We start from the raw sequence: 14,056 nt of genomic DNA on the forward strand, positions 1-14,056 counted from the left end.
TCGGCAGATTTTTTGAGGAATAAATAATGACAGTACGCAATAACAAGGTAATGATGATGAGCAACCGCGTATCTTCTGCTTTTGCCATTTCAGCATTGGCAATCAGCATGGTAGCAGTGAGTAATAGTGCCCATGCCGCACAGCGCATTAACGAAGTTTCTGTGGTACAAACTGCACCAGCAGTGACGCAAATGCGTTTGGGATTTGACGGTTTACCAGTGTTACCTGCCGCCTATCAGCTTGATAACCCTAGCCGTTTGGTACTAGATTTTGAAAAAGTGCAGAATGGACTTGCTAGTCGCTTTAATGAATACAATATTGGTATGATTGATAAGGTCACGACGTTGAATAGTGACAGTACTACGCGCCTGATTGTTGAGCTAAAACAGGCAGGTAACTATACGACATCGATTGAAGGTAACGATTTACTATTGACCATTACTGATCCTAATCGTCCAGTAATGACCAATGATCCTATCCAAGACGTACTCAATGACAATAATGCGATCACGACGACAGCAGTCGTTACACCGATTGTAGAAACCAGTAGTGCATCGGCAGTCAATATAGCCAGTAAAACGGTGGTTAAAAATCAAGTGCCTGCTGATACCATGGTGGTCAGAGTTAACCCATTATTAAGCCCACAACTTGCTGCATCGCAAGTGAGTAAGCAATATAGCTATGATGGTTTGAGTGCCGTCAATTTTGCCGCAGGAAATGATGGTGGTGGCAACGTTAGCATCGCACTTACCAATGAAGCCATTCCCGTTGATGTCCAACGTCAAGGCAACAAGTTAGTGGTACGCTTAACGGGTAGCACCGTGCCAAGAAATTTATTGCGCCGTTTGAATATTAATAGTGGTCTGGTTGATAGTATTGATACTAAAAACCAAGGTCAAAATGGTGTAATTACTATTAATGTCAAAGAAGATTATGAGTATCAGGCTTATCAATCAGGCAATCAGCTGAATATTAATATCAGAAAACCTGAGCTACTACGTGAGCCAACACTTGAAGAAAAAGTCTATAGCGGTGAAGCGCTATCTATGGAGTTTCAAGACGTTGAGATTCGCAGTGTCTTAGATATCCTAGCGCAGTTCACAGAAATGAATATTGTGGCTAGTGATTCAGTCGCGGGCAATATCACCTTACGCCTGATTAATGTCCCATGGGATCAAGCGCTAGATATTATTCTAAAGAGTAAGAATCTTGGTAAGCGTGAGAATGGCAATGTCATTTTGGTTGCGCCTTCTACCGAGCTTGCTGAGCAAGAAGCACGTGAGCTTGAAGCGCAGCAAGCGGTTGAGTCTTTTGCGCCATTACGCACAGAATATATTCGTCTTAGCTATGCAAAAGCGCCAGATGTTTTGACACTTATTTCTCAAGGCAGTGGCTCATCAGGTGGCAGCAACGCAAATGCTGCTGATAACAATACCTTATTGTCTAATCGTGGAACGGTAACGGTAGATGAACGTACCAATACTTTAATTATTAAAGATGTGGCTGACAGTATCGAAAATATCCATAAATTGATTGGTAAAATTGATATTCCAGTCCGTCAGGTCATGATTGAAGCGCGTATTGTGAGTGCCACTGATAGCTTTAGTAAAGAGATTGGGGTTCGTTGGGGTATCTTGTCAAATGGTGCTGCCAACAACCGTAATTTATTGGTCGGTGGTAGTAATCAAACGTTATGGGATTTAAAAGACTTTGATGTAGAAACGACGACGGTAAATGGTCAAACGGTTTCTTATCCTTCATACGATATTAGCCGCCCTGATAACTTAAACGTTGATTTAGGGGTTGCCAACCCTGCTGGTAGTATTGCCTTTGGCTTGCTGAGCATGTCAGATGTAATGCTTGATCTTGAATTGTCAGCACTGCAAGCGGATAATCGCGGTGAAGTGATTTCTACGCCGAAGATTCTGACAGCAGACAAGCAAACGGCGAAAGTCTCTTCAGGGACGCAGATTCCTTATCAAGAAGCGTCTGCCAGTGGAGCAACCACTACTAGCTTTAAAGAAGCAGCATTGAGTCTAGAGGCCACACCAAATATCACCCCAGATGGTAAAATCGGTTTGCAATTGTTAATCACTAACGGTACGCCGACCATTATTAATAATCAGGTTGCTATTGCTGAAGATTCTATTTCGACCAATGTTATTGTTGAAGATGGTCAAACGGTTGTGTTGGGTGGTGTCTTTAAGAATCGTACCAGCAATGGTGTTGATAAAGTACCGTTCTTAGGAGACCTACCTTATATTGGTCGCGCTTTCCGTAAAGATGTGCGTAGTAATTCTAAAGAAGAGTTATTGATATTTATCACGCCAAAATTAATCAATGATGGTATTAGCCGCATAGATTAATCATTTATTGATTGGTTTTCGCTCAAAAGAAGCAAGCATCAACGCTTGCTTTTTTTATGGGAAAATTTTCATATTGATTGAATTTTACTAACAATAATCAACGCTCATTACTAGCCAGAATATCAATGACGTTGTATCATAGCTAATTTAGCTGAGTAAGTATTATGGTGGAGGAATTGCCGTCGGTGTTTTTAGTAGGGCCGATGGGAGCAGGGAAGACAACCATCGGTAAATTGCTGGCTAAGCAGTTGGGGCGCACCTTTGTAGACAGTGATTGGCACATTGAATCGCAGACAGGGGCTGACATTGCTTGGATATTCGCTAAAGAAGGCGAGGCGGGCTTCCGTGAGCGTGAAACGCGCGCCATCGATGAGTTGACTCAAAAAGACCAAATCGTCTTAGCGACAGGTGGTGGCGCTGTGATGTGTGCTGAAAACAGAGCGTTTTTGCATCAGCGCGGTATCGTGGTTTATTTGAATGCGCCAGTTGATGTGCAAATGGCTCGCACGGCTAAAGACAAATCACGACCACTGTTACAGCAGCCAAATCCTAGAAAAATCTTGCAAGATTTATATAGCACTCGTGATCCCTTATATCGCCAAGTCGCTCATATTATTATGCCAACTGGTCATACTTATCCCCGTCATATGGTCAATCAGCTCTTACAGCAACTAGAGTCATTTACTGACTCGACTGCTATAGCACCAGAAGATAAAGAAAATTAACCATAATGATAAACTTTATCAAGGCGTGTCCTCATTTAAAAATGGCGATAAAAATCAGGACGCGCCCTAGTTAAGCTCAGCTACTTTTATCTCATTCAAAATGCTTAGGGAGTGTTTAATGGCAACGCCACTGTTTCATGACGGTTTAACGGTTCATACGCAAAGCCATGACTATCCAATCGTCATTACTGAGAAAACAGCGATAGATCATAACAGTATGGCAAAGCTGATCACACCTTATATTCGTGGTCGCCAAGTATTGATTGTCACTAATGACACTGTTGCGCCTTTGTACCTAAACGCTTTAGAGAAAGAGTTAACAGAGCAGTTCACTGTGCGTGTTTGCGTATTGCCAGATGGTGAGCAATATAAGCATCAGAGCAGTATCAATCAAATTTACGATGTATTGATGGCAGCGCATTTTAATCGTGACGTTACGCTTATTGCTTTAGGTGGTGGCGTTATTGGTGATATGACAGGCTTTGCTGCAGCAAGCTTTATGCGCGGTGTAAATTTTATCCAGATTCCAACCACGCTACTGTCACAAGTGGATTCGAGCGTTGGTGGTAAGACGGGCATCAATCATCCTCAAGGCAAAAACATGATTGGCGCTTTTTGGCAGCCGCAAATGGTACTTGCTGATATGAGTACGCTGAAGACTTTGCCAGCGCGCGAGTTGTCAGCCGGGTTGGCTGAGGTTATTAAGTATGCACTCATTATGGATGTCGCGTTCTTAGATTGGCTGGAAGTCAATCTGCCAGCGATGATGGATTTGGATTTAGCGGTACTTGGTGATGCCGTAAAACGCTGCTGTCAGTATAAAGCGGATGTCGTCGCGCAAGATGAAAGAGAGTCAGGCGTGCGAGCATTGTTAAATTTTGGTCATACTTTTGGTCATGTCATTGAAACACATGAAGGCTATGGTAATTGGCTACACGGTGAGGCAGTCGCTGCTGGCATGTTACAAGCCGCAGAGTTATCACAGAAAATGGGTTGGTTAACGGCCGAAGACGTTGCTCGTATTAAGCGTATTTTAACCTTAGCAAATTTGCCTATCACCCCGCCACGCATTGATACACAAACGGCGCTAAGCTTGATGGGACATGATAAAAAAGTGAAACACGGACAAATCCGCCTGATTTTGTTAAAATCACTAGGTCAGGCCGTATTGACCAATGATTTCGATGAAGATCTTTTACTCGAGGTATTGTCACAACACCGCGTATAATGTCTTAAAGCTTTAGTGCTCATGAATACTCACTGAACTCAAGGGTTTAAAGCAGACTGGCTCGCCGCCATTCTACTTACTGCGCATCTCTTGAATGCGGTCAACTTTATTTTCACCAAGGATACTCCCATGGCAGCTTCAAGATCGACGCCGCGTACCGCTAGCCAGTCATATCGCCGTCAAGCGTTGATTTGGCTGATAATGACCTTGCTGCTGGGTGTGGTTACGGCTCTGATTTGGATGTTTAGTCAAACGCCAGCGATGGGTGCCAAAATTGAAAATGCCCCCATATCAGCACCGCAACCATTGAGTGCTGAGCTTGAGCAGCCCTTAAAAATAGAGTCGTTACACGAGCTTGATACCGACGTGCAGCCCATTAGTTTTGATACGACGGTACGTGATTTGCGCAATTATCCTGCTGAGTTTAAAGACAAACGTTATTTGTTGGCGAATAAAGGTAAGTGGACAGTGCAGGTGATGAATGTCGCCGAAAACGATGTGATTGTCAGTTATCTAGAAGGCCGCGCAGACCGTAATAAATTTGCTTATTTCCGTTATCTTGACGATGAAAATCAAGTCCGCTATATGTTAACTTATGGGCTCATGAGTAGTCCACAAGAAGCCGTTGGCGCGGCAAAACTGATAGACTTTAAGTTGCCAGCCAATGTGCGCGTGTTGCCAGAAGAGATCAATCGTTATGTCGGTATCATTGATAATTATGAACGCCCTGATCCAGTTAAAGATTTGAGTACCAGACGCACACGTTCTGTTGATCTAAAACCGACTAAGCGCGAAGTGCCAGTGCGCCAGCCACTGCCAGAAACGGATAATGGGGACAATGCTGGTCGTAGCAGTCAAGAAACTGCCAGTAACAGCGACAATGAAAGTATCCGTCAGTCAGCGGATACCTCCGATACTTTATCGGTCACTGAAGAGCGTATTGTTGGCAATGAAGAGGAAGTATCATCTGTTACTACGCCTAAAAATGAAGGTAGTGGAACTAAGTCTGAATCAGAGAATAAAAAACCAGCGACATCAGGCACTGAAAATACCACTAAAAAACCCCCAGTAGTCGCAACACCAAAGCCGCCAAGTAGTACCAGTAGCACAAATTCTGGCGCAAACGCTCCTAGCAAGAATACCAATCCTCCTAAGAGCAATAACGACAGCATAAAAACACTGATAGAAGACAAAAGTAATTAGAGTATGTTTGTCCTTTGACCATATCGTTGATAGTTATGATAACCTCGTTATCACTATAATTGACAAAAGCCCACTGACAAGCTGGTTAGTGGGTTTTTTTGTGGAGCATCATAAAGCATATAATTAGTACTAAAAATACATTTCCAAAAGAAGTTGATCTTAATTAAGTATCTCAACTAAGCCTTGTCACAGATACTATGTATCAAAATTTGCATAGAACATTGAATCATCCTATAACCAATAGTAATAAGTTCTCTTACAAAATATGGTGGGTGAATCGATAGAAAAGACTAGATTTTTTGTCCGTCATTAACTAATATAACTGTGGGCGACGTTCTGTATAGTTATCGTAAAAATTGTTTTTTAACAATGAATTGGTAAACTTTTATCATTTAAAAGATGCGTTACTAAATTTTTTTGTCTCAAGCGTTGTCACTTGCTATCTATAATTAAGCTATCGCAAGTGACGCAACCTCTCTTATTATCGCTCTCTTTAGAGTGAATGAAGCGCTTGATTACAGAGCGTCAGATATTCAAAATTAATCAAATGCACGGTTATTACATGCGTAGTCAATCAGTCTGGATGGCTAGGCATGGTGTGATAACAAGTGACACTCAAGATAGCGACATTGCGTTATTGATGATTAGGTAACGGGTATACAGGGCTGTATGTCATTGCCAAGGGCGACCGTTTACTATCTTTTAATATGTTAATGATCTATTGAAACATCATTCAAGGACTGGGAGTGCCAGAGCTTTCACCTTAGTCTCAAAGTATGATGTCTATGAGCGTCACACCATTTATTAATTCGGATATACGAATATTAATTATTAGCCCGTTCTGCTTACGGTCTTCAGTTTATGATCTGCATTGGATGCATAAATTGCCCGTTCACCTAAAAGGACTAGCCATGTCAATGATTTCCTCGCAAACCCACCTGGCCACGCCAGATGACTTTTCTGATAACTGTGGTTTTGGTTTGATCGCTCATATTGAGGGACAAGCCAGCCATGATTTGGTAAAAACTGCTATTCATAGTCTAAGCTGTATGACCCATCGCGGCGGTGTTGCTGCTGATGGTAGAACGGGTGATGGTTGTGGTCTACTACTGGCGACGCCTGTTGAGTTTTTTAGAGGTATTGCTGCTGAGCAAGGGTTCGCGATTACTAACAACTTTGCCGTTGGTATGATCTTTGTCAATTTAGACGAGACAAAAGCTTGTGATAGCCAGCAAGTGCTTAGCGATGAGATTGTCGCCCAAGGATTAGAGGTTGCTGGCTGGCGTGATGTGCCGCTTGATTTGAGCATCGTCGGTGACATTGGCCGTGAGACTTTACCTGATTTTAAGCAAGTGTTTGTCAACGCACCCGATGATTTGGCAGCGGACGACTTTAATCGTAAACTGTTTGTCGCACGCAAAAAAGCAGAGCAGCGCTTAGCTAATGATGAGCTGTTTTATGTGTGCTCATTAAGCTGCCAGACGATCATTTATAAAGGTTTGGTGATGCCATCAGACTTGCCAGCATTTTTCTTGGATCTACAAGATGCGCGTTTGGCATCGCATATCGTGGTATTTCATCAACGTTTCTCCACCAATACCTTGCCGCGTTGGCCTTTGGCTCAGCCGTTTCGTTATCTTGCCCACAATGGCGAGTTGAATACCATCACAGGCAATCGCAACTGGTCTGAGGCACGGACGCCAAAACTAAAATCAGACAAACTGCCCAATTTGAATGAATTGACGCCACTGGTGAACAGTACGGGCTCTGACTCATCAAGCTTAGATAATATGCTTGAAGTCCTCATGTCAGGTGGTATGAATCTATTCCATGCGATGTCGATTCTCGTGCCACCTGCTTGGCAGAATGTCGATAGCATGGATATGGATTTGCGCGCCTTTTATGAGTTTTATTCGCAGCACATGGAAGCGTGGGATGGTCCAGCAGGTTTGGTGATTCAAGATGGACGCTATGCGGTCTGTATGCTTGATCGTAACGGTCTGCGCCCATCGCGCTGGGTGACGACCAAGAACGGCTATATCACCGTTGCTTCTGAAGTTGGTGTGTGGGATTACTCGCCAAAAGATGTATTGGCAAAAGGACGCGTTGGCCCTGGTCAAATGCTCGTTATTGATACTTTAACGGGTCAAATTTTAGATACTAAAGCGATTGCGACGTTACTTAAAAAAGCCCATCCGTACCGTAAATGGCTGCGTGAAGAAGCAACCCGTATCCGTGATGATGAGCGTTTAGAGGAAGAGTTAGCAGCGCAAACATGCCGTGGTAATGAGCTAAAAACACTGCAAAAAATGTATCACATCACCAATGAAGAGCGTACTGAAATTATCCGCCCCAACGCCGAAAATGGTCAAGAACCTGTCGGTTCAATGGGTGATGATACGCCTATGGCAGTGCTGTCGCAGCAAATCCGCCATGTCGGTGATTTCTTCCGTCAGCAGTTCGCACAGGTGACCAATCCACCGATTGATCCATTGCGTGAATCTATCGTGATGTCATTGCAGACCTGCCTCGGTGCTGAAACTAACGTGTTTGCGCCATCAGCGCGAGATGCACACCGTATTATCTTATCGTCGCCTGTACTGTCAGCCAGCAAGATGCAGCAGCTTGAGACCTTGGGTGATCCAGCCTTTAAAATGGCGCGTATTGATTTAAACTATGATCGCACCCTTGAGTTATCAGAAGCCATCATGGCTATCTGCGAGCAAGTGGCTAACAGCATCCGAGCTGGTCACACTTTGATTGTGTTGTCTGATAAACACATCGATGCCGATAAAGTACCAGCCAACGCCATTATGGTGACTGGTGCGGTGCATCATTATTTGATTGGTCAAGGTATTCGTACTGATGCTAATTTAATCATTGAGACTGGTTTGGCGCGCGACTCGCATCAAGTGGCAGTATTGATTGGTTTTGGTGCGACCTGCGTTTATCCTTACTTGGCTTATGATGTTATTGATGACTTAGTAGCGACTGGTGAGCTGCTTGGTGATCCGATTCAAGCGCGGGTTAATTTCCGTAAAGGCTTGGATAAAGGCTTGCTAAAAATCTTATCAAAAATGGGCATCTCGACCATTGTCTCTTATCGCGGCGCGCAGTTATTTGAAGCAGTGGGTCTCTCTGAAGAGGTGGTGAGCCTGTGTTTCAAAGGCGTACAGAGTCGTATTAAAGGTGCGACCTTTGCTGACTTAGCTACCGATCAAGCACAGCTAGCGGCGAATGCTTTCAAGCGCCGCGCGCCACTCGATCAAGGTGGCTTACTGAAGTTTGTCTTCAACAAAGAATATCATGCCTTTAACCCAGACGTGATTAATAGCCTGCATACCGCGGTTCGTACGGGTGATTATGACAATTATCGTCATTATGCCGATTTGGTTAATAGCCGTCCGGTTGCGACCCTGCGTGATTTATTGCAATTAAAAACAGATAACTCTATCGATGTGAATGACGTAGAGGATATCTCATCCATTCTGACGCGCTTTGACTCGGCGGGCATGTCGTTGGGGGCATTGTCACCCGAAGCCCATGAAGCGATTGCCATGGCGATGAATACCATCGGTGGACGTTCAAACTCTGGTGAGGGCGGCGAAGATCCAGTACGTTATGGCACGCTGCGCAACTCAAAGATCAAACAAATTGCCTCGGGTCGTTTTGGCGTCACCCCAGCATATTTGCGTTCAGCCGAAGTGATGCAAATCAAGGTTGCACAGGGTGCCAAGCCGGGTGAGGGTGGTCAGCTGCCGGGTGGTAAGGTCAATGCTCTGATTGCGCGCTTACGTTATTCTGTACCGGGTGTGACGTTGATTTCACCGCCACCGCATCATGATATCTATTCTATCGAAGATTTAGCACAGCTGATTTTTGACTTAAAACAAGTCAATCCAGATGCCTTGGTATCGGTGAAACTGGTCTCACGTCCGGGCGTTGGTACTATCGCGACTGGTGTGGCAAAAGCCTATGCCGATTTAATCACCATTTCAGGCTATGATGGCGGCACAGCAGCCTCTCCGCTATCGTCTATCCATCATGCAGGGTCACCATGGGAGCTAGGACTTGCTGAGACCCACCAATCACTACGAGTAAATGGCTTGCGTCATAAAGTTCGTATTCAAACTGATGGTGGTCTAAAGACAGGACTTGATGTGGTAAAAGCCGCTATCCTTGGGGCAGAAAGCTTTGGCTTTGGTACCACGCCGATGATAGCCGTTGGTTGTAAATACCTACGCATTTGCCATCTTAATAATTGCCCGACTGGGGTTGCGACGCAAAAAGCCAAGCTACGTGACGAGCATTTCATTGGTGAAGCAGAGATGCTCATTAACTTCTTTAAATTTGTAGCAACGGAAACGCGCGAATGGCTTGCCGCCCTTGGTGTGCGTAGTATGGAAGAGTTGGTCGGACGGACTGACTTGCTTGAAGTATTAGAAGGCAACACGGATAAGCAGCGTCATTTGGATTTAACGCCATTACTATTTAGCCATCCGGCCAGTAGTGGTAAAGCCCAAACCTGTCAGGTTGAGCGTAATGAGCCGTTTGATAAAGGCTTACTTGCTGAACAGATGATTAGTGATATGCTGCTCAATATTCGTCAAGGTAATGGCGGCGATTATAGCTATTATGTCGGTAACTGTGATCGCTCTATCGGCGCGCGTATCTCTGGTGAGATTGCGCAAGTATGGGGCAACCTTGGCATGAGTGATATGCCAATTAAGCTGCATCTGACTGGTACTGCTGGGCAGAGTTTAGGCGTCTGGAATGCAGGTGGTCTAAATATTGAGCTAGAAGGCGATGCCAATGATTATGTCGGCAAAGGCATGGCTGGCGGTGAGATTGTTATTTATCCACCAAAAGACTCAAGCTTTACGGCGCAAGAGACCGCCATCATTGGTAATACCTGCTTATATGGCGCAACGGGCGGCAAACTATATGCAGCTGGTACTGCTGGCGAGCGCTTTGGAGTGCGTAACTCTGGCGCGCACGCAGTCATCGAAGGCACAGGCGATCATTGCTGTGAATATATGACAGGTGGTATTGTCACTATTCTTGGGCGTACGGGTCTCAATTTTGGGGCAGGTATGACAGGTGGTTTTGCTTATGTGCTCGATATGGAAGGGGACTTCTTTGACCGTTGCAATCATGAGCTGATCGATCTGAATCGTATCTCAAGTGAGCAAACCGAAGAGCATCGTATCCATTTGCAGCAAGTGATCGAAGCGCATGTTAATAAAACAGGCAGCGCGTGGGGTCAGACGATATTGGCTGACTTTGAGCACTATGTTCGTAAGTTTTATTTGGTGAAGCCTAAAGCGGCAAACATTGCGAGCCTTCTCAAAACCACCATGGCTGACCCACAATAGCTTTGCTTGGATTATCCAATGTTCCGCTTTTAAAAGCCTTTTAACTTAGAGGTTTTCAGCAGGTAAGTGACAGTCACGATATAAACCTCTTAATTTTGCGATAAATGAGACATCGTTGACTGTCACCGCCCACTTTAAAAAAGCTTGATATAAAAAGCCTCATATTAAAGAGACAATACCATGGCAAAACGCTTAGAAAATAGTTTTCAGTTTTTAGATGTACCACGGCTTGAGCCGACCAAAAAAGACATCGCCACGCGCTCAACGGAATTTGTTGAAATTTATAAACCGTTTGAGAGTGAAGCCGTTGCGCAGCAGTCGCACCGCTGTCTGGAGTGTGGTAACCCTTATTGTGAATGGAAGTGCCCTGTGCATAATTACATTCCTAACTGGCTCAAATTGGCCACCGAAGGGCAGATATTTCAAGCGGCTGAATTGTGTCACCGCACCAATACGTTGCCTGAGGTCTGCGGCCGCGTCTGTCCACAAGATCGCTTATGTGAAGGCGCTTGTACCTTAAATGATGGCTTTGGCGCTGTGACCATTGGTAATGTCGAAAAGTACATCAACGATACCGCCTTTGCACTTGGCTGGCGTCCGGATATGTCTGATGTTGTTTGGACAGACAAAAAAGTCGCGATCATCGGTGCAGGGCCAGCAGGTTTGGGCTGTGCGGATATACTCGTTAGAAACGGCGTAAAACCAGTTGTGTTTGATAAGCGTCCTGAAATTGGTGGTTTACTGACTTTTGGTATTCCAGAATTTAAAATGGAAAAGGACGTCATGCGTAACCGCCGTGTCATCTTTGAAGGCATGGGCATGGAATTTCGTCTTGAGACAGAAATCGGTACTGATATTAGTATTGATGAACTGTTAAGCGAGTATGATGCGGTATTTATGGGCATGGGTACTTATACTTATATGCGCGGTGGCTTTGCTGGTGAAGAACTAGAAGGCGTTCATGATGCGCTAGATTACCTAATTGCCAACGTCAATCGCTGCAACGATTGGGAAAAAAATCCTGAAGAATATATCGACTTTAAAGGTAAAAGAGTGGTAGTGCTAGGTGGTGGCGATACTGCGATGGATTGTAACCGTACCAGTATTCGCCAAGGCGCTGAGCAAGTCGTCTGTGCCTATCGCCGTGACGAAGAGAACATGCCAGGTTCGCGCCGCGAAGTGGTCAATGCTCGAGAGGAAGGCGTTGAGTTTCTATTCAATCGTCAACCGACAGAAATCATTGGCTTAAATGGTAAAGTGAATGGCGTGAAAGTCGTCACGACTCACTTGGGTGCGCCAGACAACCGTGGTCGTCAGCGTCCTGAGCCGATTCCTAATTCAGAAGAAATTATCCCATGTGATGCCGTAATTATGGCTTTTGGCTTCCGTCCTAGCCCTGCTGACTGGTTTGAGTCTCAGCAAGTGGCAATGGACAGCTCTGGTCGCGTGCTGGCAGCAGAAAAGCAAACCTTTAAATTCCAAACCAAAAACCCCAAGATATTTGCTGGTGGTGATATGGTACGTGGTTCTGATTTGGTCGTGACCGCGATTTGGGAAGGTCGTGAAGCCGCTGAAGGTATTTTGGACTTCTTAGAGGTATAATGGGTTTGGTTTACATCCAATTATTGAACACTCTATTTCGATCTCAAACGTCTTTTGCCTTTTAACAGGTAAGAGACGTTTTTTTTGATATCAGCAGTAGATGATGGTTCGATATTACTTTTCATTGACTATATATTCTTCAATTAATAAGAGTACCTGTGCGTGAAACCAAAAATTTGGCAACGATTTACTGCACCATTCATTGAACCTTATGCGCGCTATCAGCACGCTGATATCTTGCACGCCATACGTATCGGTGCAGCCATTGTACTTGCGCTGTTAGCCAATCAAATAAGCCATTTTCCACATGGGGAATGGACGACGATCACCGTCTTTATTATTTTAGGATTGCTACAGTATCAAGGCGCTATTTATACCAAAGCCAAAGAGCGAGTACTAGGCACGGTTTTGGGTATTGTCGTGGCATTTGCAATCTTATGGTTCAATAAAGGGACGGGTGCTTGGCTAGGGATAGAGTACCTGCTTATTGGTATCATTAGTGGGATTATTGGTTATTTTTCGGTCAGGCGGCTAGGGTATACTGGATTACTCACTGGCATTACTATGCTGATGATCGTCTCTAATTTGAATCAAGTTAATATGGCGCAAGATGGTGTCTATCGTGCACTCAATATCTTAATCGGTACAGGTATTGCGGTCATGGTGACAGTGATCTTACCTCTAAAGTCGACGTTGATGTGGCGATTTTTATTGGCAAATAATTTAGAAGCCTGTAGTAATCTTTATGCTGGTGTCGGACATCATATTGATGCTGAAATAGTGGCTCCCAAGTCGCTTGTCTATACTAGAGCAAAAAGCTCAGCTAGCCTGTCTTATCCTCAAAATAGCACTACTGCAGATATGCCTGTCAATAAAGCGTTGATAAAATCGCTGCAGCAAATAAACAAGCGATTACTCGCAGTACGTCCACATATCGCTGCAACAGCAAGCGAGTCCGGCATTCATAAAGAGACGATAGAAACGATTCAGCGTACCCATCGCAATATCATCGGTACCATCGATTTGTTACTCAGTGCAGCACCGCGTTTGGCGAATATCGATATCGACGATGATAATCATACGCTACTGATTCACTATCAACACGAGCTCACCCAAGCCATGCAGCATATCGCGGCAGTGCTACGCAGTCCAAGCGATCAGACTTTTCGACCTATTACGCGTATTGCGCTATCAGAATATCCTAGCGTACAGTATGCAACGTTTGAGTGGCAGGGATATTTTTGGTTGACGCAAACGTTGCAAGCACAACTGCAACAGTTAAGTGATCTGCTACAAACGACCAAACCGCAGTGGTATGCCGCTTCTGGTCTGCGCTATCAAAGGCGTGAGCAGCGTAGAATGAAAGAGCAGGGGGGCGAGTCCGATTTACACTTGTAAATATAGGAGATGCTGGCAAGTATTTGTCAGCACCTTTCAGCATTACCAATAGCCAAATGCGATGTTGTTAGGATGTTTTTTTGTCGTTATGTGCTAGCATGTTTTGACCTTCAGCGTCTTTTATCTTTTAATAGGTAAAAGGCGTTATTTTTTGGTCAT

7 protein-coding genes are annotated in these 14,056 nt (G+C 44.6%); all 7 read left to right on the forward strand.

All coding sequences use genetic code 11. The features are described 5' to 3' along the window. Positions 1-26 precede the first annotated feature (26 nt). The 7 genes from pilQ to I3252_RS01530 all read left to right on the forward strand — a co-directional run bounded on the left by pilQ (position 27) and on the right by I3252_RS01530 (position 13,897). Positions 27-2,366 carry a type IV pilus secretin PilQ gene (gene pilQ, locus I3252_RS01500; protein ID WP_238033993.1) on the forward strand — a complete coding sequence of 780 codons (2,340 nt, stop codon included), beginning with the start codon at positions 27-29 and terminating at the stop codon, positions 2,364-2,366. A 164-nt stretch (positions 2,367-2,530) separates the two neighbouring features. Then, on the forward strand, positions 2,531-3,091 hold the full coding sequence (gene aroK / locus I3252_RS01505) for a shikimate kinase AroK (protein WP_238033994.1): 561 nt from the start codon (positions 2,531-2,533) through the stop codon (positions 3,089-3,091). A 118-nt stretch (positions 3,092-3,209) separates the two neighbouring features. After that, positions 3,210-4,319 (forward strand): 3-dehydroquinate synthase, encoded by a 1,110-nt coding sequence (aroB, locus tag I3252_RS01510; protein WP_238033995.1) that lies wholly within the window; start codon positions 3,210-3,212, stop codon positions 4,317-4,319. Positions 4,320-4,448: 129 nt separating this feature from the next. After that, on the forward strand, positions 4,449-5,522 hold the full coding sequence (locus I3252_RS01515) for a hypothetical protein (RefSeq protein ID WP_238033996.1): 1,074 nt from the start codon (positions 4,449-4,451) through the stop codon (positions 5,520-5,522). Between the two features lie 911 nt (positions 5,523-6,433). Continuing rightward, complete coding sequence (gene gltB, locus I3252_RS01520) at positions 6,434-10,897, forward strand: glutamate synthase large subunit (protein WP_238033997.1); 4,464 nt, start codon at positions 6,434-6,436, stop codon at positions 10,895-10,897. Between the two features lie 180 nt (positions 10,898-11,077). After that, entirely contained in the window at positions 11,078-12,499 is a 1,422-nt protein-coding gene (locus I3252_RS01525; protein WP_201554828.1) for a glutamate synthase subunit beta, read from the forward strand. Positions 12,500-12,661: 162 nt separating this feature from the next. Beyond that, positions 12,662-13,897, forward strand: a complete 1,236-nt coding sequence (locus I3252_RS01530) for an FUSC family protein (protein WP_238033998.1) — start codon at positions 12,662-12,664, stop codon at positions 13,895-13,897. The last annotated feature ends 159 nt before the right edge of the window (positions 13,898-14,056 follow it).

The organism is Psychrobacter sp. Ps4 (assembly GCF_022129285.1).
In the GTDB taxonomy this organism is placed as follows: domain Bacteria; phylum Pseudomonadota; class Gammaproteobacteria; order Pseudomonadales; family Moraxellaceae; genus Psychrobacter; species Psychrobacter immobilis_A.